The sequence below is a fragment of the Brevibacillus sp. AF8 genome (assembly GCF_021270385.1).
Taxonomy (GTDB): Bacteria; Bacillota; Bacilli; order Brevibacillales; family Brevibacillaceae; genus Brevibacillus.
This window is the reverse complement of sequence record NZ_JAGQDN010000002.1, coordinates 101,270-125,436: the sequence shown is the minus strand read 5'-3', so window position 1 is coordinate 125,436 and position 24,167 is coordinate 101,270. Positions and strand designations below refer to the sequence as shown.

Annotated in this window: 24 protein-coding genes and 1 riboswitch; of the genes, 7 read left to right on the top strand and 17 right to left on the bottom strand. The window is 48.4% G+C overall.

Features of this window, described 5'->3' with window-relative positions; translation table 11 throughout:
- Window positions 1-59: 59 nt before the first annotated feature.
- A riboswitch (SAM riboswitch) is annotated at window positions 60-161 on the bottom strand.
- A gap of 212 nt (window positions 162-373) precedes the next feature.
- Window positions 374-481, top strand: coding sequence for a YjcZ family sporulation protein (locus KB186_RS03660; protein WP_007724452.1), 108 nt, complete (start codon window positions 374-376; stop codon window positions 479-481).
- A gap of 65 nt (window positions 482-546) precedes the next feature.
- On the opposite strand, the gene KB186_RS03655 is transcribed toward KB186_RS03660, so the two are convergent.
- Entirely contained in the window at window positions 547-2,751 is a 2,205-nt protein-coding gene (locus KB186_RS03655; RefSeq protein WP_232773124.1) for a YcdB/YcdC domain-containing protein, read from the bottom strand.
- Window positions 2,742-3,314, bottom strand: coding sequence for a sigma-70 family RNA polymerase sigma factor (locus tag KB186_RS03650; protein ID WP_232773123.1), 573 nt, complete (start codon window positions 3,312-3,314; stop codon window positions 2,742-2,744). The genes KB186_RS03655 and KB186_RS03650 overlap by 10 nt, the downstream gene beginning before the upstream one ends.
- 198 nt (window positions 3,315-3,512) lie before the next feature.
- Between KB186_RS03650 and KB186_RS03645 the strand changes: the two genes are divergently transcribed.
- The 3 genes from KB186_RS03645 to KB186_RS03635 all read left to right on the top strand — a co-directional run bounded on the left by KB186_RS03645 (window position 3,513) and on the right by KB186_RS03635 (window position 6,582).
- The gene (locus KB186_RS03645; protein ID WP_232773122.1) at window positions 3,513-4,001 is read left to right on the top strand and encodes a hypothetical protein; all 489 of its coding nucleotides are present in this window, start codon (window positions 3,513-3,515) and stop codon (window positions 3,999-4,001) included.
- Window positions 4,002-4,366: 365 nt separating this feature from the next.
- A complete protein-coding gene (gene argS, locus KB186_RS03640; RefSeq protein WP_232773121.1) occupies window positions 4,367-6,082 on the top strand; it encodes an arginine--tRNA ligase in 1,716 nt (571 codons plus the stop codon).
- A 125-nt stretch (window positions 6,083-6,207) separates the two neighbouring features.
- On the top strand, window positions 6,208-6,582 hold the full coding sequence (locus tag KB186_RS03635) for a hypothetical protein (RefSeq protein ID WP_173609711.1): 375 nt from the start codon (window positions 6,208-6,210) through the stop codon (window positions 6,580-6,582).
- A 72-nt stretch (window positions 6,583-6,654) separates the two neighbouring features.
- Here KB186_RS03635 and KB186_RS03630 read toward each other — a convergent pair whose 3' ends face one another.
- Genes KB186_RS03630 through KB186_RS03605 form a run of 6 tightly spaced genes read right to left on the bottom strand, consistent with a single transcriptional unit; the run spans window position 6,655 to window position 11,528 of the window.
- Window positions 6,655-7,836, bottom strand: a complete 1,182-nt coding sequence (locus KB186_RS03630) for a thiolase family protein (protein WP_232773120.1) — start codon at window positions 7,834-7,836, stop codon at window positions 6,655-6,657.
- A gap of 28 nt (window positions 7,837-7,864) precedes the next feature.
- Window positions 7,865-8,605 carry an amino acid ABC transporter ATP-binding protein gene (locus KB186_RS03625; RefSeq protein ID WP_285860344.1) on the bottom strand — a complete coding sequence of 247 codons (741 nt, stop codon included), beginning with the start codon at window positions 8,603-8,605 and terminating at the stop codon, window positions 7,865-7,867.
- A 17-nt stretch (window positions 8,606-8,622) separates the two neighbouring features.
- Window positions 8,623-9,288, bottom strand: a complete 666-nt coding sequence (locus tag KB186_RS03620) for an amino acid ABC transporter permease (protein WP_232773119.1) — start codon at window positions 9,286-9,288, stop codon at window positions 8,623-8,625.
- 49 nt (window positions 9,289-9,337) lie between these two features.
- Window positions 9,338-10,156 (bottom strand): ABC transporter substrate-binding protein, encoded by an 819-nt coding sequence (locus tag KB186_RS03615; RefSeq protein ID WP_173609714.1) that lies wholly within the window; start codon window positions 10,154-10,156, stop codon window positions 9,338-9,340.
- 44 nt (window positions 10,157-10,200) lie between these two features.
- Complete coding sequence (locus KB186_RS03610) at window positions 10,201-10,863, bottom strand: 3-oxoacid CoA-transferase subunit B (protein WP_232773118.1); 663 nt, start codon at window positions 10,861-10,863, stop codon at window positions 10,201-10,203.
- A complete protein-coding gene (locus KB186_RS03605; RefSeq protein ID WP_173609716.1) occupies window positions 10,863-11,528 on the bottom strand; it encodes a CoA transferase subunit A in 666 nt (221 codons plus the stop codon). The genes KB186_RS03610 and KB186_RS03605 overlap by 1 nt, the downstream gene beginning before the upstream one ends.
- Before the next feature lie 281 nt (window positions 11,529-11,809).
- On the opposite strand from KB186_RS03605, the gene KB186_RS03600 reads away from it, so the two are divergent.
- Entirely contained in the window at window positions 11,810-13,231 is a 1,422-nt protein-coding gene (locus tag KB186_RS03600) for a sigma-54 interaction domain-containing protein (protein WP_221867200.1), read from the top strand.
- A 402-nt stretch (window positions 13,232-13,633) separates the two neighbouring features.
- On the opposite strand, the gene KB186_RS03595 is transcribed toward KB186_RS03600, so the two are convergent.
- On the bottom strand, window positions 13,634-14,035 hold the full coding sequence (locus tag KB186_RS03595) for a hypothetical protein (protein ID WP_232773117.1): 402 nt from the start codon (window positions 14,033-14,035) through the stop codon (window positions 13,634-13,636).
- Between the two features lie 51 nt (window positions 14,036-14,086).
- Window positions 14,087-14,929, bottom strand: coding sequence for a deoxyribonuclease IV (locus KB186_RS03590; protein ID WP_232773116.1), 843 nt, complete (start codon window positions 14,927-14,929; stop codon window positions 14,087-14,089).
- A 139-nt stretch (window positions 14,930-15,068) separates the two neighbouring features.
- Here KB186_RS03590 and KB186_RS03585 point away from each other — a divergent pair, with 139 nt between their 5' ends.
- Entirely contained in the window at window positions 15,069-15,662 is a 594-nt protein-coding gene (locus KB186_RS03585; protein ID WP_221867201.1) for a TetR/AcrR family transcriptional regulator, read from the top strand.
- Window positions 15,663-15,724: 62 nt separating this feature from the next.
- Complete coding sequence (locus tag KB186_RS03580; RefSeq protein WP_173609721.1) at window positions 15,725-16,972, top strand: MFS transporter; 1,248 nt, start codon at window positions 15,725-15,727, stop codon at window positions 16,970-16,972.
- A gap of 60 nt (window positions 16,973-17,032) precedes the next feature.
- Here the strand turns inward: KB186_RS03580 and KB186_RS03575 are convergent, their stop codons facing one another.
- The 7 genes from KB186_RS03575 to KB186_RS03545 form a co-directional block, all read right to left on the bottom strand.
- Window positions 17,033-17,899: a universal stress protein gene (locus tag KB186_RS03575; RefSeq protein WP_221867202.1), complete on the bottom strand. Its 867-nt coding sequence runs from the start codon at window positions 17,897-17,899 to the stop codon at window positions 17,033-17,035.
- A 163-nt stretch (window positions 17,900-18,062) separates the two neighbouring features.
- The gene (locus tag KB186_RS03570; protein ID WP_173609723.1) at window positions 18,063-19,124 is read right to left on the bottom strand and encodes an HD-GYP domain-containing protein; all 1,062 of its coding nucleotides are present in this window, start codon (window positions 19,122-19,124) and stop codon (window positions 18,063-18,065) included.
- 120 nt (window positions 19,125-19,244) lie between these two features.
- On the bottom strand, window positions 19,245-20,102 hold the full coding sequence (locus tag KB186_RS03565) for a patatin-like phospholipase family protein (protein WP_173609724.1): 858 nt from the start codon (window positions 20,100-20,102) through the stop codon (window positions 19,245-19,247).
- Between the two features lie 110 nt (window positions 20,103-20,212).
- Window positions 20,213-20,524, bottom strand: coding sequence for a hypothetical protein (locus KB186_RS03560; protein ID WP_232773115.1), 312 nt, complete (start codon window positions 20,522-20,524; stop codon window positions 20,213-20,215).
- A 45-nt stretch (window positions 20,525-20,569) separates the two neighbouring features.
- Window positions 20,570-22,132 carry a solute symporter family protein gene (locus KB186_RS03555; RefSeq protein WP_370646645.1) on the bottom strand — a complete coding sequence of 521 codons (1,563 nt, stop codon included), beginning with the start codon at window positions 22,130-22,132 and terminating at the stop codon, window positions 20,570-20,572.
- Between the two features lie 89 nt (window positions 22,133-22,221).
- Window positions 22,222-23,748, bottom strand: a complete 1,527-nt coding sequence (locus KB186_RS03550; protein WP_232773113.1) for a solute symporter family protein — start codon at window positions 23,746-23,748, stop codon at window positions 22,222-22,224.
- Window positions 23,748-24,095, bottom strand: a complete 348-nt coding sequence (locus KB186_RS03545; RefSeq protein ID WP_017247858.1) for a DUF485 domain-containing protein — start codon at window positions 24,093-24,095, stop codon at window positions 23,748-23,750. The genes KB186_RS03550 and KB186_RS03545 overlap by 1 nt, the downstream gene beginning before the upstream one ends.
- Between the last annotated feature and the right edge of the window lie 72 nt (window positions 24,096-24,167).

The following is a 24,167-nucleotide window of genomic DNA, read 5'->3' as shown; positions in this document are numbered from 1 at the left end:
AAATCCTCTTCTTTGAAAGAAGAGGATTTGTCAGCAGATACGAAAACGCCTGAGACATCCTCTTATCTTTCAAAGCACGTAGCTTTGCTGGAATTGGCACCGGATTTTTACCGGTTGCCGAGGCTTCATCAGGCCAGTCCCTCTGCCTCTCTGGATAAGAGTCGTACACTTGTCATTTAGTTGGTTTGCGAAATGTCTTGAATGTTTGCAAGTATCTTAACACCCCTTTTGTCTCCCCGTCAATTGTGAATTGTCTATTTTTTACTGAGCTTCTCTTCTTACCCGCCCATTTTTGCCTAAGTGGGCATCCGCCCAGTCCAATATCGGCATTCGTGTATAGACTGGAGTATAACGGAAAGGAGGGGAAACAAAGATGAGTACATCTTTCTGCGGTAACGGATTCTTCGGTGACTGCTTCGCAATCGTGCTCGTGCTGTTTATCCTGTTGGTTATTATCGGGTGCTCGTGTGACGACTGTTAGATAAGTGTAAAAAAGGCTATCCCAAAAGCCATCAGGAATGGCTTCGGGATAGCCTTTTTTTCTTGTTATTTGGTGATGATCTTGCCTGTCACAGCATCCAGAGTAATATATTTGAACGCCAGCTTTTCGTCACTCCACGGCACATACGCCAGCTTTGGTTGAGCTAATTTTTGCCCATCCACATCTCTCCTCAAATAGACCAGCTTTAATGGCATGACTCGTAAATACGCCTCAACAGCCTTGTCTTTCGAGACGATCTCGTCGGATGCTGGAAGCTCCACCAACTCGTGCGTCTCTCTGTAGTTTTCGAACTTTGTCACTTTGCCAGAAGACGGATCGACTGTTACTGAATAAGCCGCTTTCGGCCAGCGATCCTGTACTGGAATGCCATCCTTGCTCATGAGATATCTGAATTCCCATTCGCCCGAAGACACAGGATTCGTTTCGTCTGGCTGTATGACTTGCGCCAATTGCACTTCTTTTATGCCTGGATCAACGTATTTAGGCAGAAAGGCAAGTGCAGCCTCTTCCGCTTGCTCGCGTTTGACTGTCACTGCTGTATCGGATCGCGGTGACCCCAGCCCGACGACACTGCCTGTTTCTGCGAGAACTTCTACGCCGATATACTTGTCATTTTTATCATTCCAGACGTATTCCTTGCGTCCGTCACGGTTACTCTCTCTATAGGTCGAGTCATCCACTTGTATGCCGAATTCCGCTTGCAGCAACGCTTTTGCCTCATCCTTGGAGCGAACCTTGACGTATTCCTTTGGAGATTCGATCGGATGTGCTTCCTTCGTATTCAACTGATCATAAGCAAGCCCGTTATCTCCCGTTCCATACACCATCTTGCCATTGGTCGCGTCGATATACCACTCCTGACCATCTTCACGTCCTCTTTGCATGAAGGAAACAGCTGGTGTGTACTCCAGAATGGGCTGCCACATATCCCCTTGATTTGATTGTGGCTGTATTCTCGGATTCTGCACGTACCGAAGCTTCATATGCTCGCTCAGCTCTTTGATGGCTACCTCTTCTGACACAGCAGTCGATACATCCGGGTACTGCGACGGCTCAAATGATTCGAGCCCCTTATTGAAATATTCGAGGTGGCCAGAGTCGGTTGTTTCGATGCTTATTTCATCAGACAACACCGGCATCCCGTTATAGTATCTCAGGTACAATCCCGGATGGTTGGCGTCCAACAACCGATAGTTCTCGCTATCAGCCCCGAGCAGCTTGTTCAGGAACTGTCGCTCTTGCTCCAATGCTTTTGCTCCTTCTGCTCTTTTCTGGCTCTTTGCTTCCTTTTCATCCTTAAACAGAAGCCTATAATGTTCCAATGCTTGACCATTGCCAGTGATCACAAGAGAAACTTCATGACCCTCTTTGTTCGTTTTCCCCAAAATGAATGACATGCCATCGTGGTTCTTTTCTTTATCCAAAAGAAGAAGGGATGGGCTCAAATCGGGCATGGCATCTGTCAGCTTGGTGAAAAAGGCTTGTTCGCTCTTGTTCAATCGCCCGAAAAACGCGACTTGCTCACGTTCGTCAATTCCAACCGACAATACGTCGAACGGAACGGGCTGGCCGTTTTCGATCCGTTGATAATTCACGCTCATCCATGGGCCTTTTACCATATGCTCGTCGGTGTAGATCTGAGTCTCGACGAGCTGATAGGTCTTACTTTCCTCCCCCAAAAAAGCTTGAAGAAATGCGCTTGCTGCTTTCGCCGCAGTCTTGGATGATGGCAAGTTTATCTCCTTCTGTTCTTTCCGCTCACCGTTTATTGTAAAGCTCTCAATTTGTCCTGTCTGTGTATCATAGACAACATTGGCACGCGCAGTATCCCCTTCCAGTAAAGTTAGTGCACTGAATCCATAGCTTGTACGATCCACTCTTATTGTCATCTTGCTCAAGGCTGGAATCACTTTTTTCAATGGTAAGACGGCATCTTCCGCCGACACCATTACACTGTTCTGATTTGCCTCTTTATTATTTGTTTCCGTAGCAGTCGTTGCAATCGCATTCGTTACATTTTTGCCATTTGGCAACTGTGGAAACCAGCCTTGCTGGTGCATTCCCACAGCAGTAACCGCCAAGCAAGCTGCCAGCGAACCAGCCACGAAAATTCGGTTTCGATTCTTGTGTTTATTCTTTGCAATCGCATCTCTGATCCGCAATTCCATTTCCTTTGTAAACCTCACTTCCTCCACCGATTCCTCACTTGCACTCCGTACCGCTTCACGCATTTGCTTATCTACGTCCATTCCAATCCCTCCTTTTCACACAATGTCTTAAAATGTTTTCGGGCCCGTGACAATTGGGTTCGTACGGCATCTTCTGAAATATCCAACACATGCGCAATCTCTTTTATCGACAAATCTTCATAGTAATGAAGTACCATGACTTTTCGGTACAGCGGCGAGAGCTTCATCACCTGCTCCGCTACCTGTATCTTGCTCATTTGTCCGATGACTGCCGATTCAACATTTGCCGTGTCGACCTTTTCCGGGGGTGCTTCCTCTTTGGAGAGGTATGTAGAAAAAATCTGGCGAAAGGACCACGAACGCAAATATTTGCGGGACTCGTTGATCGCGATTCGGTAAAGCCATGTTTTCACGCTACTCTGATGGCGGAACTGATCCAGACCCCGATACGCCTTCAGAAACACTTCCTGGGTAATGTCTTCCGCAATTCCCCGATCCTTGACGATCAAGTAGGCGAGCTGCACGATGTTGTCTCCGTACTCGCTCATGAGCCTCGTCAGCTTCTCCTCGTTGGTCAATTGCAGCGTCCAGTCCGCTTCGCTACTTTTGGCACTTGCATTCACGCGCTGTTCACCTCCTTGTTTCGTGTTGATATGTATTTGATCCAGCTGGCTTATTTTTGTGACAAGAATATCCAATTATTTTTTCCATAATCCTTTTCTCTTCTTCCACTGCTGCACTCTGTTACGTTGCTTTCATTGTCAGCACCCATTGCTTTTGCTATCATGAGGCTTATTGTAGAGCGAAAGGAACGAGATGACATGGATGACTTGCAAGCACGAGAAAAAGACAAATTTCTGTCCTGTTTGGAAACCATAAAAGAACTGTCCAAATCCGAATTTGAAACCTATTCCATCGTTAAGAATACCGAAACCGGGGAACATTATCTCCATTATTTTTTGTCCCACATTAACTTGTCCGAGGGAGGCAGAAGAGACGATTACGATCACTTCCTGCCGATTGAATCCGACGATATTTTAGCGATTATGTTTGGCGAACAGCCGTACCAGTTTCCGGAGAACTGGCGCTCCGCTTATTTGCGAAGTGGGAATGACAATCGATTGATCCCGTTCGATCCATCGGAAAATTACGATCTGGACGAGGCCGCTGCTGCCGAGTTGGCTATGCTTGAAAAGTTGGAGCAGTACAAAGAGCAAATGATGAATGCGGAAAACCTCAGCGCGGAAGAAAAGGAAGAGCTGACCAAGCAATATTTCGCGGAATTAGATAAGATATTAAAAAAACCTTGATCGAGGCACCTTGCATCATGACGGTATAAACAGCTATAATTCTAGTGAAACAGACGAATCGTTGATGAGGAAAGTACTCCTTGTGTGAGGACGAAAGCGAGTCGGGGACGGTGTGAGCCCGATGCCAAACCATGTGAGGAAGCGCCCCTCGGAGATGCGGCCTGAACATCCTGCGCCAGCCATTATGGGCAACGGATCGTGTAGGGCCATGCCGGGACTGCCCGTTACAGCAGATCAAGCGGTTTTTGCCTTCCTGTTCGATGGAAGGGAAAAACAACAAGAGTGGCACCGCGGGAGTATAACCTCTCGTCTCTTTTTCACAGGAGACGTAGAGGTTTTTTTATTTGAAAGGAGTAGAAATTTAGATGAGTTACAAACACCAAGTCGCTGAAAAGATTGCCGCTACGCTCTCCTCGATGGGCGTTGACACACTGACAAAAGAAGCCGTATACGGCATGCTGGAAACACCTCCAAACCCTGCAATGGGCGATGTGGCCTTCCCATGCTTCCAATTGGCAAAAGCATTGCGCAAAGCCCCACCGATGATCGCGGCAGAGCTGGCTGGACAGCTCACCGGTGCACCAGTGCGCGAATCGCAAGCAGTTGGTCCGTACGTGAACCTGTTCCTGGATCAAGAAAATGTGGCAGAGCAAGTAATCGGGACCATCCTTACCCAAGGCAGCACATTCGGAAGCAGCAATGTCGGTCAAGGGCGCAAAGTACCAATCGACCTCTCCTCCCCGAATATCGCGAAGCCGTTTTCCATGGGTCACCTGCGCTCTACCGTTATCGGGAACGCAATTGCCAACATCATGGAAAAGCAAGGCTACGAGCCAGTGCGCATCAATCACTTGGGTGACTGGGGTACACAGTTCGGGAAACTGATCGTTGCGTATCGCCTCTGGGGTGACGAAGCAAAGGTAAAAGCAGAACCAATCAAGGAGCTGCTCAGCCTCTACGTTCGTTTCCACGAAGAAGTCGAGAACGATCCTACCTTGGAAGATCAAGGCCGCGAATGGTTCAAAAAGCTCGAGGATGGCGACGAAGAAGCACAGCATCTGTGGAAATGGTTCCGTGATGAGTCCCTCAAGGAATTCATGAAGATCTACGACCTGATGAACGTAGCCTTCGACTCCACACACGGGGAAGCGTTCTACAACGACAAAATGGATCGCGTTGTTACATTGCTCGAGGAAAAAGGGCTATTGACTGAATCCGACGGTGCGATGGTCGTGAACCTCGATGAATACAACATGCCGCCATGCCTGATCAAAAAATCTGACGGCGCTACCCTGTACGCAACGCGCGATTTGGCTGCTGCCCTCTTCCGTCACGAATCGTACGATTTTGCAAAAGCACTCTATGTCGTAGGAAACGAGCAACGTCTTCACTTCCAGCAGCTCTATAAAGTGTTGGAAAAAATGGGCTATGCGTGGTCTGCAAATATGCACCACATCCCATTCGGCATGATGCTCAAGGACGGCAAGAAAATGTCCACGCGTAAAGGGAAAGTTGTTCTCTTGGAAGAAGTGTTGGCACAAGCCATTTCTGATGTCCAAAAAGTCATCGAGGAGAAAAACCCTACGCTGTCCAATAAAGAAGAAGTGGCTCGTCAAGTCGGGGTAGGCGCAGTTATTTTCCATGATTTGAAAAACTTCCGCCTCAATGATGTCAACTTCTCCTGGGAAGAGATGCTGACCTTCGAAGGGGAAACAGGACCATACGTGCAATACGCACACGCGCGTGCATGCTCGCTACTGCGCAGAGGTGGCTACCAGCCAGCGTCGGCGGTAAACCTGGCTTCCGGTGCACTCGACAGCAAAGAGGCTTGGGCAGTGATTACCCTCTTGAACGCGTTCCCAGAGGTAATCGAACGTGCTGCCGATAACTTCGATCCGTCGCAAATCGGCAAGTATGTGATCGACCTGGCACAAACGTTCAACAAATTCTATGCGAATGTACGCATCCTGGCTGAGGAAGAAGATGTGAAGGCATCTCGTCTCCAGCTCGTAGCAGCAGTCGTTGCTGTGCTGAAGGAAGGTCTGCGTCTGCTCGGTCTGTCTGCTCCAGAAGAAATGTAAGAAAGAATACGAAAAGCCGGTTGCCTTCCTTTTGTGGGGAAGCGCCGGCTTTTTTGATTGTCCCGTGTCATCGTCATTCTTCTGTGAGATAATGAAACGATGGCAGATGAAAGAGGTGAGCAACAATGGGAAGAAGTGTACATTTCGGCAAGACGGATTTTACCTTGCGACTCACTGGCTTGCATACGCTCTTAGCCTTAAAGAGCACGATCACGTTACCTTATCAGTCGATCAAGCATGTCGAGGTTGGTTCTTTCATTCCGCCAAAATGGATGTTGCGCATGCCAGGGACGTCTTTTGGCCCATTGAACATTTATGAAGGAAGCTTTCAGTATAGAAATGAATGGTACTTCCTTTCTTTTACCCAGACAGATTCGTTGTTGATCCTGGAAGTAGAGGGTCATGCCAAATACCAGCACGTCATTGTACAGCTGGAAAACCCAACAGAAGTAGCGGCTACATTGCGAAAATACTTACGTGAACAAAATGCCCCTTCATAACCGATCTAGCTTTCATGACAAACAGCCCCGACATAACAACGTTCGGGGCTGTTTCATTTGTACATGTAAAGTTTATAGCGTCAAATTTTCATAGATCACTGACATTCCCATGCCACCTGCCATGCACAGCGTCACCATGCCATACTTCTCGCGTCTGCGCATCATTTCGTTCATCAACGTCACTGTCAGCTTCGCGCCAGTTGCTCCCACAGGGTGACCCAAGGCAATCGCGCCTCCATTGACATTAACCTTACTCGAGTCCAGTTCCAAGCATTTGATCACGGACAAAGCCTGGGCGGCAAATGCCTCGTTTAATTCGATGAGCCCAATGTCTTCTAGCGCCAATCCCGCTTTCTCCAGTACTTTTTGCGTAGCGGGAACTGGTCCGATCCCCATTACGTCAGGTTCGACTCCTGCGCTGGCAAAAGCCTTGATTTTCACGAGCGGAGTCAAACCCGCCTCCTCCGCCTTTTCACGAGACATCATTAATACTGCGGCTGCGCCGTCATTCATCGGACACGCATTTCCGGCAGTGATAGATCCCTCTTTTTGAAAAACACTTTTCAGCTTGGCGAGCTCTTCTAGCTTGATATCATGTCGCACCGATTCATCCTGCGCAAAAACACGGGTGCCTTTGCGATCCTTGATTTCAATTGGTACGATCTCATTCGCGAACGTGCCTGCTTCGATTGCTGCCGCTGCTCTTACGTGGCTCTCATAGGCAAAACAATCCTGCTCCTCACGGGAAATACCGTACTGTACCGCCAGCCGTTCTGCGGTCAACCCCATATGCTCGCCGGTCAACGAGCAGATCAAGCCATCGGACAAAAGAGCGTCCTCCATGGACAAATTGCCGAATTTGCTGCCCCAGCGGTTCTTCACGAGGTAGGGAACACTGCTCATGGATTCCACTCCGCCCGCAATCACCACATCCTCTTGACCTGCTGCAATGGCTAGCGCACCGTTGCCAATTGCTTTCAATCCTGAACCACAGGCTTTAATAACGATGTGACCATAGACATTGCATGGAAATCCCGCCAGCTGCGAGCTGATCCGTGCAGCATTGAGTCCTCCCCCATGTACGTACCCATTGCCAAAAATCACTTCATTGACTTGTTCCTTCGGCAAATCAACCTTATTCATCAAGCCTTCCAATACCTGCCGCCCCAGCTCTGTTGCCGGTACGTCCCGCAGGCTTTTCCCAAATGCACCCACAGCACTGCGCACACCCGCAACAATGACTACGTCTCTCATACCCCAGCTCCCTTTCGTTTTTACGCCATTACAGTACACGGTTCAAAAATTCTCTCGTGCGCTCTTCTTTCGGGTTGTTGAAAATTTCTTGGGGTCTAGCCATCTCGATGATCTTGCCTTGATTCATAAACGCCACCCAGTCAGCCACTTCCTTGGCAAACCCCATCTCATGCGTCACGATAATCATCGTCATTCCTTCTTGCGCGAGCTGCTTCATTGTCTCCAGCACTTCCCCTACCAGCTCTGGGTCAAGCGCCGAGGTTGGCTCGTCGAAGAGCATGATATCCGGTTTCATCGCCAGTGAACGAGCAATGGCCACGCGTTGCTTTTGTCCACCGGAGAGGCTGGATGGGTAGGCGTCCGCTTTTTCAGAAAGACCTACCTTTTTCAGCAGCCGGAGCGCTTCCTGCTTCGTTTCTTCCTTGTCCGCTTTCTTCGCAATCAGCGGTGCCTCCATGATGTTTTCCAGAACGGTTTTATGCGGGAACAGATTGAAGTGCTGGAACACCATGCCTACCTTTTGCCGTACTTTGGTCAAGTCATCCTTCTTCGGATCGATGCTTTTACCTTCGATATAAATCTCTCCGCCGTCCTTGATCTCCAGAAAATTAATGCATCGAATCAATGTGCTTTTCCCCGATCCACTGGCACCGATCAAGACGACGACCTCACCCTTTCCGACTTGCAGGGTGACATCCTTGAGAACTTCCACTTTTCCGAAGCTTTTCTTCAAATTTTGCACGCGTATCATTTCTCTTTGCTTTTCCATCGTCTTTCCCCTCCTCTTTACGCCTCTCCTTTTGCCAGACGCTTCTCCATGATGTGGACCAAATACGTAAACGCCATAACAATAACCAAGTAATAGAGCGCCACAATCAAAAAGTACGTCATTTCATCAAAGGTTTCCGCAGACAAGCGACGGGCCAGTGAGAACAACTCATCCATGGCAATGAAAGCGGCCAGAGATGATTCCTTCAAAGACAAAATAAACTGGTTACCAAGCGGCGGGATTGATCGTTTCATCGCTTGCGGCAAAATGATCCGGCGCATGGTTTGACGAGCGGACATGCCCAAAGATAGACCTGCCTCCATTTGTCCTTTATCAATCGACTGAATCGAGCCCCGGAAAATCTCTGCGATATAGGCTCCACTGTGAATCGCCAGAGCGAGCGCTGCCGACCAAAATTGACCGAGATCAATAATTTTGTAAAAGCCGAAATACAAAACGAAAATTTGCACGACCAACGGTGTACCGCGAATGATCATGATGTACGCATTGGCTATGAAGCGTGCAACTGGAAGCTTGGATACCTTTAACAAAGCGACAAACAATCCGATAATCGAGCCTACGATAACAGAAGCGATCGTCAACTGAAAGGTCAGCAGCAACGGCTTCCAAAAAAACGGCAATGTCCGGAAAAACTCTTCTGTCAGATGGGCAAAACTGGGCACTTGATGCCACCCCTCACTCGTAATGGAATTTGTCTTTTATACCAACTCACTATTCTGCTTTGCTGATATCGCGATTAAAATATTTTTCGCTCAGTTTGACGTAAGTACCATCCTCCATCATTTGCTTGAGCACTTCGTTGATCTTATTCAGCAATTCCGTATTTCCTTTGCGCACTGCGATTCCATGCTTGACTTCCGAGAGTGGCTTCCCGCTTTTCTTGAGCTTCAAGCCTTGTGCAATGGCAATCTCCCCTACGACGCTATCTGTAATCACGACATCGTGTTTTCCCTGCTCCAAGGCACGCAGAGCCGTTACATCGCTGTCATACGTTTTGATGTTATCCGTATACTCCCGCGCCATCTTTTCGTGTGTAGTGCCGAGTGCGACTGCCACTTCTTTACCTTTCAAACCTTCCAGTGTGCTAATCGTCCCATCCGGGCGAACGAACAGTTGACCACCGGACAAGTAGTACGGGTCTGCGAAATCAACCTGCTGCTTCCGTTCTTCTGTAATCGCATGGCTGGCAATCGCTGCATCGTAGCGTCCTTCTTTTACCCCTGCGATAATACCGGAAAAAGGCGACGTGACTGGCTTTGGCTCAAGACCCAAACGCTTGGCGATCTCATTGCCGATCTCGACATCAAATCCGGTCAATTGACCATCCTTGAAGTAGCTGAATGGCTGATATTCACCTGAAGCCGCGTATACAAATACGCCTGCCTCTTTTGTCATGGACGACGCATTTCCAGCAGAAGCCCCACCTGCTTGCCCTCCCGCACTGTTAGTGGAAGCGCCTTGGCTACATCCGCTTACAAGTAGTGACAACGAAAATACGACTCCTGCGATCATTTTGATTGTTTTTTTCATGTGTTTCATCCCCCTGTTCTATTTGTTCGCGCTTACATTTTTCATTACTCTACCATTTGTAAATTTTCTGAAATCATTAAAGGTGCCCCGGTATTCGTAATGACATTTTCCAAGGTGAACGGGTACATTACCTCTGTCAAAAGCAAGCCTCTTGGCGTGACCTCGATTACAGCCCTCTCGGTGATAATGAGATCGACGCAGCCCTTCGCCGTCAGTGGCAATGTGCACTCCCTGCGGATTTTGGGCTCACCTGCCTGATTGACATGGCTCATGAGCACGATCACTTTCTTGGCGTAATAGGCCAGTTCTGCTCCTCCACCAATTCCATGAACGCGCGAGCCAGGAACAATCCAGTTTGCCAGATCTCCTCGGCGATTCACCTGCAAAGCCCCGATAAACGCTGCGTCCAGCTTTCTTCTTCGGATCATGCCATACGCAATGGTGCTGTCGAAATACGATGCCCCCGGTACAACGGTAACAGGTGCTCCACCTGCGTTGGAAATATGCTGGTCCTCTTCTCCCTTTAACGGCGTAGGTCCGACACCCAAGATTCCATTCACCGAGTGAAACATGACTTGCCATTCATTCGGGATAAAATCAGCGACCAGCTCAGGTATTCCGATCCCCAAGTTCACTGCCATTCCGGGAGCGACCTCTTTGGCCGCACGCCACGCAACCATATTGCGCTGATCCATTTCCAACCCCATTAGCTGTTCCCTCCGCCACGAACCACGATATAATCCACAAAAATGCCAGGCGTCACGATTTTATCCGGGTCCAGCTCTCCTGCCGGAACGATCTCTTCCACCTCAGCGATTGTGATATCTGCGGCCATCGCTACTAGCGGATTCAGATTTCTTGCTGCCTTGTCATAAATGAGATTTCCGTAAGTATCCGCCTGTTTTGCATAGACGATCCCTACTTCCGCTGTCAGGGCAGCTTCGATCTGACAGGTTCTTCCGGCAAAAGCAAACGGCTCTGCTCCTTCCATTCGCTCTCCACTCACATGCGCATCTACAACGATTCCCGGAATGCCAACACCCCCTGCCCGAATCTTTTCTGCGAAAATTCCTTGTGGACAAAATGTCACTTCCAGCATTCCATCCAACATTTGTTGACCTGCTTCGGGATTGGAGCCAATATGTGTGGTTATCAGCCGCCTCACCCGTCCATGACTGATCAGCTTTCCGATTCCGATTTCCGGATACCCCGCATCAATTCCGATGAGTGTCAAGCTTTGCACGCCTTTGTGCAAGATCGAATCAATCAAGAGTGCCGGGGAACCGATCGTGCCGAATCCGCCATACATCAGCCGGGTGCCATCCAGAACATGCTCCACTGCTTGTTCGTGCGTCACCAGTTTTGATAACATCGCATGCATTTCCTTGTCTCGTATTCTTGGGTAAATCGCTTACGTCGAACTATGTAGTAGCAACTCTTGTGCCAAGCCTCAAAGCGGCATAAAAACACAAGCAAGCTACAAGCTACTTCTATTACTGAGTCGAAATAGACTCACTTTTGAAGCGAAAAGGTAGGAAAAGTCTAACTTTTCTATTGAATCGATTTCGACTCAGCTAGTTTTAATTTCGATTCACTATACAACAATCAATTTGATCTTGTACAATCAGTTGAAAAACCGGGGAGCTACTCAACATGGAAAAAGCTGCGGAGATACTAGCACTGTCTTCTGTTGATCGTTTTATTGACATCCTGAACACACTGGCAGATGGCATATTCATTGCTGATGCGCAGGGAACTACTTTATGGTTAAACAATGCCAGTGAAAACCTGTGTGGTCTGCCAAAAGCCGAACTCATCGGGCAAAACGTATCCGACCTCGAAGAAATGGGGATTTTCAGCCCCTCTGTCACCCGCTTGGTTTTGGAAACGGGAAAACCGACCACAACCATTCAGCTCGTCAATAATAAGGGGAAATTTCTGGTGACCGGACATATTATCCCGGATGAGGATGGAAGACCGGAGCTGATCGTTTCCCACTCACGCGATATCACTGAGGCAGCCCGTGCCAGTTCACAGCTGGAAGAAACGGTCGCTTTACTAAAGCGGTACAGCGAAGAAATTCAGCTCATGAAGTGGGAAGCTAGCCAGAGCTCTTCCCAAACCTTGATTGGCAACAGCCGTTCCTATCTCGCCCTGCTGGAATTAATGAAAAAAGCAGCCCCTGTGGACACGACCGTGTTTATTACAGGAGAAACAGGTGTAGGAAAAAGCTATCTTGCGGAGCAAATCCATCAATTGAGCGAACGAAGCAGCGGGCCGTTCGTCCACGTCAACTGTAGCGCCATTCCCGAAACCTTGATCGAGTCAGAGCTGTTCGGCTACCATAAAGGGGCCTTTACGGGGGCGAGTCACTCGGGGAAAATCGGATTAGTAAAAATGGCGGACAAAGGGACGCTTTTCCTGGATGAAATCAGTGAGCTTCCCTATCACTTGCAATCGAAATTATTGCTGCTTTTGCAAAACAAAACGTTTATGCCGATCGGCGGAACGAAAACATACACTGCTGACATCCGCATCATAACCGCAACCAATGCCAACCTTCAGGAACTCGTGCGGTTGGGCAAATTCAGACATGACCTGTACTATCGCCTAAATATTTTACCCATCAATGTTCCGCCATTACGGGAGAGAAAGGACGATATTTTCCCGTTACTCCATCACAATTTACAGCGATTCAATAGCAAACATAACCAGAAACGGCGTTTTTCCCCGGAAGCACTGGATGTTTTGCATCAATACGAATGGCCTGGGAATGTGCGGGAGTTGGAAAATTTGGTAGAGCGGATCGTTATCACGTCAAAGCTGGATGAAATTCAAGTGAGTGATTTGCCAGAAGAACTGCGGAGTATTCGTGAGCTGGAGGAGGGAATTCTTTCACTCGGTTCTCTTTCTCTTACAGAGCGGATGGAGAAAATTGAGATGGAATTTATTCTGCAAGCATTGCGTACACACAAAACAACTCGCAAAACAGCATCGGCCCTCGGCATAACCCAGTCGCTACTTATGCGGCGGATTAGAAAGTATGGGATTCAGCTGGATTCTGAGGAGGAATGATTGGGAAGCTGAGTCAACATTGTGGAGGAGAAGAAAAAGCGCAGTTCTCTTCGACTCTGACACGCCCACAAGGGGGATTGACTGTCCGTCTCCACTTCAAAAAGGGGACCGTCGATCCAAAGCCACCCTACGGGCGGACGTTTCTCAGGGAAGAAGTGTTCGACAACCGGGTCCCCTTTTTGAAGTTCCGACTGGGTAGGCGTTGTCAAGGTCTGCGAGTCCTGCGCTTTTTCTTCTCACCAGCTTTTTTTGTTCATCGGTACCTTTTAAAAGCAAGATCCTCGTCAGTATAAACTGAGGGATAATCTTCATAAGGCTCAATGCTACAGATGAGCGTCCGTATACACTCTTATTGACATAAAAAAGGAGCGCTACCTTGCAGCGCTCCTTTTCGTTCTTGGATTACTCTTCAATCTTCTTTGCTTTTTTGCCAAACCACGTATTTGCAACCAGCTCGACCACCTGCTTCGGTAATGATTGCGGTGCTTGTATTTCCGTTCCAGCCTTGTCCACTGTGCGGTACAGCAAAGCTTTGTCATCCGCTGGGTCTGACATGGTTTGCAGCGTCCACTTGCCGATTTGTCCGGCGTTTGTCCACTCCTCGATCATCAGCTGATACTCACCTGGGGCCAGCTCGATATAATCTTCGTCAGTCACATCTACAATCGCATATCCATCATGCTCGATTTCAGCATCGTATGTATTTCCGTTCGCCGCTTCGTACAGAGCGAGCTCCTCCGGGTTATTCAAGTTTTCAGTCAGATGAGTAAAATCCGCAATCGTCACCTTAATACGCTTTTTCATAGATACCCCTCCCGTGTTGAACACATCATTTCACACTCTACCACAACATGGTCAGCCCTGCCAATTGTCTATAAGCAGACGGACATGTTTGATTTCTTCGCGATGTCCCCCTTCTGAGCCTCTCGCGGTTTCCAGAACGATGGGAAGTTCCCGCAATTCGGGTGTTTGTAAAAAAGCGGCAATGGCTGCATCCCCGATCATCCCTTTACCGATAGAGGCATGCCGGTCTCGAAAGGAACCACTCGGATAAACGGAATCGTTCAGATGAACGGCTCGCAAGCTCGTAAAATAATCGAGCTCTCGCATCCGATTGGCTACTTCCCCCCAATCATTCCCTTTCCACAATCCGCTGGCAAATGCATGACACGTATCCAAGCAAAAGCCTACCTTTCTTGGCTCAGCAAACAGTTGTCGAACCTGCGTAAGCTCTTCGAGTGTCGTGCCCATGCGGTTGCCTTGTCCAGCATTGTTTTCAATTAACAGCTGGGCTTTTCCATTCCAGCCATCCAGTATTTGATTGACCATCTGGATCATGATTTTGTATCCGGTAAGGACATCCGCGCCTTTATACTGGCCAAAGTGAACGACCACACCCAACGCCCCACAGGCTTCGGCAATTTCAAGATCATTTCGTACGGAGCCCACTGTAACGGCGAAAAGCTCCTGCTCCTCGACGCAAAGATTCACTGGATATGGTGTATGAGCAATCGATAGCATGCCGTTTTGCTGACAAAAAGCGCGACATCGCTCTGCGTCCCGGGCATCGAATTGCTTGACACCTAAGCTACGCGGGTTTTTCGGGAAAAATTGAAATGCTAACGCTCCTTCTCTGAATGCAGTTCTCGCCGCCTCCTCGTACCCATGACGAATACTGACATGACAACCGATTTGCAAGATAGCCCCTCCCCTCACTCGCTTCTTTTCATTTTTCCCTCTGTCCCTTTTTCTCAATCGAGCACTTGCACTTCCCTGTCAGATCGAATAAACTAAAACTAAACCGAACGTTCAGTCTATAATAAGGAGCATTTCTATAATGTCAAAGCGCCGTCTCGATGGGGAGAAAACCAAGCAACATATCGTAGAGAAAGCCACCGAGTTATTTTCTCAGAAAGGCTATTCAGCCACTTCCATTGAGGACATTTGCCAAGCAACTGGAGCGAGTAAGGGCAGCCTCTATTACCACTTTAAAAACAAGGAGCAGTTGTTCCTGCATTTGCTTGAAAAGCAGTACAGCGAATGGGTAGATCTATGGCAGGAAAAAGAAAAAGAATTCGAGACATCCATCGAAAAGCTGTACGGCTTAGCTGCCTTTTTCTTGGAGGATTTTTTGTCCCACCCTCTGAAAAAAGCAGGCGAAGAGTTCTCCGGCAGCCAGCTCGCTGATCCAGTCATTTTGGAACAAGTGCTGGAAATGCTCGGCTCCACGTATACCCTCTATACCTCACTCTTCCAAGAAGGAATCGACCGAGGGGAGTTCGCTCCATGCGATCCCGAAGAAATGGCGATGATACTGGAAGGGCTCATGAATGGAATCATCAATGTAGGTTATCAAATGGAAGACGAGCGTCTTCATGCTCTGCTGAAAAGGAGCATTGACGTTTTGCTGCACGGCATTATTGCCAGGTAGCATTTTTTTCAACTTTAATTAGACCGGACGTTCGGTATAATTTTTCGGGAGTGATATGACCCATGAAAGGTCTTTGGGGAAACAAAGTTTTTCTTACCGTTTTTATCACGGATACATTAGAAAATATCGGTATATGGATTCGCAACATGGCCTTGCTCTACTATGTCATGGAGACGAGCGGCAACAATCCGACCGCCGTATCGCTTTTGACTGCTATCGAACTTGCGCCGATCTTGGTTTTTTCGATTATTGGCGGGGCATTGGCTGATCGCTGGAACCCGAAGCGAACGATGATAGCCGGAAACCTGTTAAGCGCCCTCTCTGTATTGGTCATCGTGTATTTGCTCTGGCAAGGGATGTGGATCGCTGTATTCTTTGCGACCTTTATCTCGGCTATCGTGTCGCAGTTCTCCCAGCCTTCTTCTGCCAAGATGATGAAACGTCATATTCCTGATGAGCAAGTTGCAGCAGCTGTGTCTATTTCCCAAAGTACGGGTTCGATTTTTCTGCTGGTTGGCCCGATTATTGGTACCTTTTTCTTTGAGCAGTGGGGCATCTACCCTTCCCTGTTAACGATGGCCGGGCTGTTCTTCGTCTCGGCACTGATCTTGCTGATACTTCCCACCTCAACTGCCAGTGCAACAGAGGAAGGCGGAACTCTCCTTTCTGAGATTAAAGCAGGTTTTGCCTATGTAAAAAAGCGACCAGCCTTGCGCCGGATCGCCATTACCTTTTCATGTCTGGGGTTATCCTCGGGTTTTATCAATTCACTGGAGGTATTTGTCATCACGGATCGTCTTTTACTTTCCAAGGAAGCCATTCAATGGTTTACCGCGCTAGACGGTTTGGGTATGCTGTTGGGCGGCATCTTGGCTTCCATTTATCTGGAACGCTTGAATAGTCGCTGGGTCATTACAGGTGGATTAATATTCTTCGCTCTCTCCGTCGCCGTAGAAGTTCTCTCTGTATGGATGTACCTAACTGCAGCGATGCGCTTTTTTACCGGAATAGGGATGGCATTTTTACAGATTGTAATCGGTATGTTCATGATCAAGCTCGTGGATGAAGCATATATCGGAAGGGTGAATGGAACGATCTCACCGCTCATGGTCGGACTCATGATGGTCGGTTCCTTTGCAGCAGGTCCGCTCATGCAGATGACTTCGTTGATTACGGTATTTCTGATTGCATCTGTCATCCTTCTGCTCGCTGCATGGGGATGTAAGCAAATCAAGTGGGATTCGGCGGAAGTAACACAAGATGGAGCTAACCAACTTCTCGAACACAAGCAGGCGCAAACGCTATCGTAAGAGACATACGACCAAGCAAAAAAGCTGTCCACCAAACGGACAGCTTTTTCTAGTAAAATGCTATGTTTTCACAATGAGGAGTGGTGTTTTCGTACGATGAATCGTTTTAAATGTCACACTGCCGAGCAGCGTACCTGCGACTGCACCTTGGCCATGATGACCAAGCACAACCAGTCCAGCATCGATTTCTTCAGCGGTCTGGCGGATCACAGTCGCTGGATCTCCGACCACGACCTTGCTTTCAAAAGGAAGCGATGCAGCTTCAAGCATCTCCTCGCAAGGTTTTAACGATTCACGTCCCCAACCTTCGAGTGTATTCATGTTATCCCAGCCTACGCCATATACACCTGCATATGTGACTGGTGGGATGACAACGGACAAAAGCGTATACGATACATCAGGGAGGTGCTGACTCATCTCAATGGCTTTTTTCGCAGCTTCCATCGAATGATCGGAACCATCTACTGCAATGAGTACTTTGTTCCAAGGGAAGCGGCTCTCATCTGTCTCCTCTGCAATGAGGAAAACCGGAACTTTGACATCATGGAGTGTCGGATAGCTGACGCTTTGCAACAGGAAGCCTGTAATGCGGCCGTAGCCGTGTGTTCCCATTACGATGGCGGCATAGTCATTCGCAGCGTGCTTGGCAATGACTTCATGCGGCTCTCCGAATTCAATCTCCAATTCATACGTGATACCTGCTTCTTCTACGATCGCCAGAAATTTCTTCAGATCTTCTCTTGCTTCATCCAATTGATAATCTTCTACGACATCTCGTCCCAACCTTCTGACAACATTGCGTGAAGGGAACGGAGAGATGGCATGAAGCAATGTGATATCATGCTTATTTTTGGCGTAGGCCAGCGCGAAGCGGACAGCCTGAATGGACTGCGCTGAGAAATCAACAGGAACTAGAATGCGGGACATAATGACACGTCCTTCCTCTTTTTCATCTGGCAAATGCGGTGTAGCTCTATGTATCCATCTGCCTTGATTTCATTGTAGCCCTGTGGGCCCTACGTGTATGTAGGGGTATTCCCTGATCTTGGTAGGGATATTCCCTGATAGGGAGTCCTAATCTTTCAATGCCCTAGTCCATGACAGCCGTGATAAAAATAGTAGGCTTTTCACTTAAATCAATGTCCGTAATCTCATGATCATCCACCATCCGCCGAGTCGCCTGTTGGTCTCTTCGAATAACCCGAACGACTGGGCGCGAAGGCAAGCCTTTATTTTGATCAATGATCACACCAATTTCGCCTGTTGACAGCTTAAGCGAGGTTCCTGTCGGGTACATGGCAATCGAGCGCAAAAAGTGAATGACCATTTTATGATCGAAGCGTTTCTCCGCAAGCCCCATGACTTTTTCGCAAGCCTCATACGCTGGCAACGTCTCTTCTTCCCCCGAAAAAGGCGAGATGAGATTGTCATAGTAGTTACAAATCGCCACAATCTTGGCGAAATCATGAATCTCATCGCCAGTCAGTCCTCGTGGCTGCCCACTACCATCCACCCATTCATGATGCTGCAAAGGGACATGTGCGGACACAATACTCATCTCATGTTTTTTACGCAACAGATCAAAGCCCAGCCAGGTATGATGATTCGTTTTGCTGTTCTTTTTGTATGCTGGTGCTTCCTTGTCGACTGACAGCTTTCCAATGTCATGCAAGAGGGCGCCGATGGCGAGCTCTTTTAGTTGAGCCGTATTATAACCTAATCCAACGCCCATTACTGTCGCCATCATGCACACATTCAAGGAATGAATGTACATAGCGTTGTCGGTCGTGCGAATTTCTCCCAGATTCAAGAGCACACGACGATTTCTCAAGGTTTCATCGATGATACTTCCCACTGATTTTTGAATGCCGCGGACATCGAAGTTTTTTCCGGACTGCACACACGAAATCGCTTGTGACAGATTGCGGATTGCGTCCTTCCGAGTGGTCTCCGTGACGACCTCCTGCTCTTTCACTTCGTCGAGCAGCGGGTCTTTGATGCTTAACATCGTGACGCCAAACCGGCGTAATTTATTAATCATTCCGACAGTCAGTTGGACACCTGCATGCAAGAGCGTCAAACCCTCGCTTGTATAAATGCTTCGAGCCAAAACGTCTCCTGGCTCTACTAGGTCTACATTCACATATTTCATGGGGTCTTTCCTCCTGATTCCGTCCTCCCCTGATGCTTCTTCCCTATCTTTGCTTTGAAAAAACCTGTTTCGCGGGATTTTGCCGAAAAAACATCCCCGGAACAGATTCCTCCTCGTTTTTCATCTGTGTCTTCCAAGACCAAGCCATGTACAAAGCCCAGAAAATTGGGTACGTGCATCCTGGTAGCCTTGTGAGTAATAATGCTCCAGCTTCTCCTCTTGACGTTCAAAACCTCGTAGAAAGGTACCGACGGGAGGTGCGATGACAAACGCTTTGCCTTCCTTTTGCATCTCTTTGACCTGCTCAATAGCCTCACAATAGATACGAAAATGACGAATGAATGCTTGACACAAGCGCTTACTTTTGGGAAAAAAACGCTCGACACGCGAAAGCTTGCGCATCCACTCACTTGGCGGACAAGAAGAAGTAAGCACTATAATATGTTTTTGATTGCCATCAAGCTTGGACTTCACAAAAGGTACCGGATGCACGATGCCTCCATCCCATAGTTTACGTCCGTTGAACGCAACTTTCGGTGATAGAAACGGAAGACTGCACGAAGCCCGAATCACATGAAAAATATCCTCACAGTCGTCTTTCGTAAAGTAAACGGCATCCCCTGTCGCGCAATCCGTCGTGACAACGACAAACTGTTCCTTGGCTTCACGAAACCGATCAAAGGCGAACGGCTCCAGTTTGTTAGGCATTTCATTGAAAATAAAATCCATGCCAAACAGCGAGCGCTTCTTGATCAAATTTTTGTAGTGAAAGTATCGGGGATCACGAATGTATTTCGTATGATAAATCTTGCCCAATCCGTGCTGTCTCGCCAGGTATGCCGCCCCATTGCATGCACCTGCTGATACAGCAATCACATACGGAATGTATAGCTCCTGCTCCATGAAGTAATCCAAAACGCCAGCAGTATAAATTCCACGGCTACCCCCTCCCTGCAAAACGAGCCCGACCTTTTCCATACCAATCACCCATTTTGATGTCGTTTACCCGTAGTATGAATGAGTGCCCAACGAAACATGCAGGGTGAGATCGTGCCAATCAAAAAACGACCCTCAAACGGGGTCGCCACTCAATCGTCTTTTTTCATCATGCTGTACTCATCACGGATCATCGTTACGTTTTCCTCATGCTGTGACAACTCCAGCTTATAGAGGATATCGGCAAGCACCGCTGCATAGATCAACGTTAACTCCCCGGTGTTGACCGGCTCACGAAAGTAGCTTCCGATCATTTCATAGCCTTTTCGCTTAAAGGCTTCGGTATCTTCCTCTTCCAGTGCTTCACATAGCTCGCCAATCAGATCATTCAGTGCCAGCCTTGCGCGCTCATAAACATCTGGCTGGTCATGTGATAAAGCGTCTGACTCTTTCGTCGTCCCCACTTACCCCTCCTCCTTTATTCCTAGAGTGGGGCACGCGGCGGGGCTTTATGCAGATTCTTGTTCCGTTTTCTTCGCAGGTGGAACTCGGATTCCCGTCAACGCCTGAAACAGTACGCGTTGGTACTTCCTCTCGGCATCCGGATCAGGTCGATCCAGTAGTGTTCCGAGCACTGCCCCTAGAAAGCCGAGGGGTATAGAGACCAATCCAGGATTCGTCAGTGGAAATAGTGGCTCCGCACGAATAAGTCCGGTTACGGGATGCATAACAGTCGGTCCCAAGAAGACAAGGACTACTGATGCCGTTAACCCTGTCAGGACACCACAAATCGCTCCTCTTACAGTAAACCGCTTCCAATACAAGGTAAACAACAGCAGTGGCAAATTGGATGATGCTGCGACCGCAAACGTCAGCGCAACGAGAATCGCCACGTTCATTTTTTCTGCACCGATCGCCAGCCAAATAGAGATCACGCCCACCGCAACTGACGAAAGCTTTGCCATGGTAACTTGTTCTTTTTCTGATGCCACCCCTCGCCTGATCAGATGACTGTAGACATCATGCGCGAATGCAGAAGAGGCGGAGAGCACGAGTCCTGTCACGACTGCCAATATCGTCGCGAAGGCAACGGCAGCAATATACGCCATCAAAAACTCTCCGCCGAGAGCATCCGCCAAGAGCGTGACGGTCAAATTCCCCCCGAAGCCCACATTTTTCAATGCCTCATAGCCTACAAACGTGCTCGCCCCGAAGCCGAGGAAGATCGTCATCAAATAAAAAGCGCCGATGACCCAAGTAGCGGTGTAAATCGAATTACGCGTCGTCTTTGCGTCCTTGACTGTGAACAGCCGGGAGATAATATGGGGCAGTCCCGCGGTACCGAGAATCAAGGCCAAATGCAGGGAGATCGTTTCCAGCGGATCATGAAGCTGATTACCCGGCTGCAAGAACTGTTCCTGAAGAGGTGTAATCGTACTCACATGGGAAAACATTTCGGAGAAGCTCCAATCAAAACGTGCAAACACGATCAGACTTAAGATCAACGTCCCCGTCAGGAGCAAAATCGCTTTAATAATCTGAACCCATGAGGTCGCAACCATCCCGCCGAACACGACGTAAAATGTCATCAGGCTCCCGACAATCAGGACCGCCGTATCGTAACGGACTCCCAATAAATAATGAATGAGGGCACCTGCCCCAACTAATTGCGCCAGCATGTAAAAAATCGTAATTAATAGTGTCGTACAGGCAACAACGCCACGCAGCCAAAGACTGTCAAACCTGACGGCAATCGCGTCTGCCAACGTATATCGCCCCAAATTATGCAACGGCTCCGCTACTAAAAACAAAATAATCAGATAAGAGACAAAAAAGCCAATCGCATACACGAACCCGTCAAAGCCGTACATCGCAATCGTTCCCGCAATCCCCAAAAACGAAGCAGCACTCATGTAATCTCCTGCAATGGCAATGCCATTTTGTAACCCATTCAAGCGATTTCCAGCTGCATAGAAATCTCTCGTCGTTCCTGTCTGTTGGGCAGCCGAATAAGTGATGGCCATCGTCCCGATAATGACGGCAAGGAAAAAGATGATCGTCGTCACGGACAATACCTCTCCCTTCTTGCAAAAATGAAAAAAAGACCAGGGGCTAACCCCAGCCTTCTCTTCGTGGCATGAGCTTCCTATGTTTACTGTTTCTACGCTGAATCTTTCATTCCTGTATTCGCTTTCACCAAAATTTCATCGTACTTCTTATCATCACGGGAGCTGGACAACAAGGTTCCGATCCATGCTGCCAAAAACCCTAACGGGATCGAGACAATACCCGGGTTCGGTAACGGGAACAGCGCTTCGCCGACCAAAATAGCTTTTCCAGCCACAGGATTCCAAACGTTCGGACTCAACGCAACCAGAATGAGAGCGCTGAACAATCCGACGAGCATCCCGCTGATTGCTCCCGCCGTATTGAACCTTTTCCAGAAGATCGTGAACAAAATCACTGGTAGATTTGCACTCGCCGCTACTGCGAAAGCCAAGGCAACAAGGAAAGCCACGTTCAGATTTTGCGCAAACAAGGCGAGCAAGATAGAGACAATCGAGACTCCGACAGACGCCCATTTGGCCATCTTCATCTGCTCATTTTCCGTTGCTTTTCCTTGACGTAATACGTGTCCGTAAAAGTCGTGCGCAAACGCAGAAGCCGCAGTCAGCACCAGCCCAGCCACTACCGCGAGAATGGTAGCGAAGGCAACCGCGGACACGAAGGCAAACAAGAAATTTCCGCCGAGTGCTTGCGCAAGCAGAGGAGCTCCCATGTTACCTGCCGGGTCCATATTGCCCGCTCCGACAAACGCTGCCGCCCCAAAGCCGAGGAAGATCGTCATGACATAGAAGACACCAATGATCCACGTCGCGTACACGACCGACTTGCGAGCTGTTGTGGCATCTTTTACGGTGAAGAAACGAATCAAAATATGCGGCAATCCAGCTGTTCCGAGCACAAGCGCGAGATTCAGTGAAATCGTATCGAGCCCTACTTTAAACTTGTTGCCAGGATTGAGGAATTGTTCTCCCAATGGTGTCGCCGTCTTCATTTGCTCGAACATTTTCAATAGATTAAAATCGAATTTGGCGAAAACCATCATAGAGATGATGAATGTCCCGACCATCAACAAAACCGCCTTGACGATCTGCACCCACGAGGTCGCCGTCATCCCGCCGAAGACGACATAGATCGTCATCAATGCCCCTACGATCAATACGGAGGTCGTGTAATCCAGCCCCAAGAGCAGCTTGATCAAGGCGCCTGCTCCGACCAATTGCGCGATCATGTAAAAAATCGAGATGGCAATCGAATTGAGAGCGGCGACACCACGAACCTTTTTATTGTCAAAACGCGCGGCTATCATATCAGCCATCGTGTATTTTCCTAAATTACGCAAAGGCTCTGCTACCAAGTAGAGCACAACGAGATACGCGACAAGAAAACCGATACTGTAGAAGAATCCATCAAACCCGCTCAACGCAATCATTCCGGCAATTCCCAGGAAGGAAGCAGCGGACATGTAATCTCCCGCAATCGCGAGGCCGTTTTGCCAACCCGTCAAGCCTCCTCCAGCGGTATAAAACTCACTAGTCGTATTCGTCTTTTTCGAAGCGTAAAAAGTGATGACAAGCGTCAATAGAACAATGACGAGAAAGAGTAAAAATGCAGTAACGTTCATTAGCCCCTTCCACCTGCCTCTTGTTTGATTTTCTCAACGAGCTGATCAAACTGCTCTGCCCGCCTCGTGTACAGGATACAGAGACCCCATGTCATGACGAACTGAGCAAAGGCAAATACCCACGCCCACGAAATGGCTCCAAACGCTGGTTGATTCAGTACGGTGAAGTAGGAGGTTAAAATCGGAAGGGTAAAGTAAAACACGAAGAAAAAAATAGAAGATGGCAAAATAAATGCTTTTTTTCTTCTTAAAAGCTCTTTGAAAGTGGCTGACTGAATCACTTTTGCATAATCAACAGCATCCTTCTTCTGATCCTCGGCTTTTTTTGCCGAAGCGGATTTGCCCATGGGAACCTCCCCCTCATCTACAAAATGTAAGCGCTTCCTACATTGTAGAGAATCCTTTTCTAACCGTGTATT

Excerpts from the sequence above, each read along its gene's own strand:
- KB186_RS03660 (WP_007724452.1), top strand. The coding sequence starts at position 374 with ATGAGTACATCTTTCTGCGGTAACGGATTCTTCGGTGACTGCTTCGCA.
- KB186_RS03580 (WP_173609721.1), top strand. The coding sequence starts at position 15,725 with ATGAAAGGTCTTTGGGGAAACAAAGTTTTTCTTACCGTTTTTATCACG.
- KB186_RS03645 (WP_232773122.1), top strand. The coding sequence starts at position 3,513 with ATGGATGACTTGCAAGCACGAGAAAAAGACAAATTTCTGTCCTGTTTG.
- KB186_RS03625 (WP_285860344.1), bottom strand. The coding sequence starts at position 8,605 with ATGGAAAAGCAAAGAGAAATGATACGCGTGCAAAATTTGAAGAAAAGC.
- KB186_RS03595 (WP_232773117.1), bottom strand. The coding sequence starts at position 14,035 with ATGAAAAAGCGTATTAAGGTGACGATTGCGGATTTTACTCATCTGACT.
- KB186_RS03605 (WP_173609716.1), bottom strand. The coding sequence starts at position 11,528 with ATGTTATCAAAACTGGTGACGCACGAACAAGCAGTGGAGCATGTTCTG.
- argS (WP_232773121.1), top strand. The coding sequence starts at position 4,367 with ATGAGTTACAAACACCAAGTCGCTGAAAAGATTGCCGCTACGCTCTCC.
- KB186_RS03585 (WP_221867201.1), top strand. The coding sequence starts at position 15,069 with ATGTCAAAGCGCCGTCTCGATGGGGAGAAAACCAAGCAACATATCGTA.
- KB186_RS03610 (WP_232773118.1), bottom strand. The coding sequence starts at position 10,863 with ATGGGGTTGGAAATGGATCAGCGCAATATGGTTGCGTGGCGTGCGGCC.
- KB186_RS03575 (WP_221867202.1), bottom strand. The coding sequence starts at position 17,899 with ATGTCCCGCATTCTAGTTCCTGTTGATTTCTCAGCGCAGTCCATTCAG.
- KB186_RS03635 (WP_173609711.1), top strand. The coding sequence starts at position 6,208 with ATGGGAAGAAGTGTACATTTCGGCAAGACGGATTTTACCTTGCGACTC.
- KB186_RS03655 (WP_232773124.1), bottom strand. The coding sequence starts at position 2,751 with ATGGACGTAGATAAGCAAATGCGTGAAGCGGTACGGAGTGCAAGTGAG.
- KB186_RS03615 (WP_173609714.1), bottom strand. The coding sequence starts at position 10,156 with ATGAAAAAAACAATCAAAATGATCGCAGGAGTCGTATTTTCGTTGTCA.
- KB186_RS03550 (WP_232773113.1), bottom strand. The coding sequence starts at position 23,748 with ATGAACGTTACTGCATTTTTACTCTTTCTCGTCATTGTTCTATTGACG.
- KB186_RS03630 (WP_232773120.1), bottom strand. The coding sequence starts at position 7,836 with ATGAGAGACGTAGTCATTGTTGCGGGTGTGCGCAGTGCTGTGGGTGCA.
- KB186_RS03565 (WP_173609724.1), bottom strand. The coding sequence starts at position 20,102 with ATGGAAAAGGTCGGGCTCGTTTTGCAGGGAGGGGGTAGCCGTGGAATT.
- KB186_RS03600 (WP_221867200.1), top strand. The coding sequence starts at position 11,810 with ATGGAAAAAGCTGCGGAGATACTAGCACTGTCTTCTGTTGATCGTTTT.
- KB186_RS03545 (WP_017247858.1), bottom strand. The coding sequence starts at position 24,095 with ATGGGCAAATCCGCTTCGGCAAAAAAAGCCGAGGATCAGAAGAAGGAT.
- KB186_RS03570 (WP_173609723.1), bottom strand. The coding sequence starts at position 19,124 with ATGAAATATGTGAATGTAGACCTAGTAGAGCCAGGAGACGTTTTGGCT.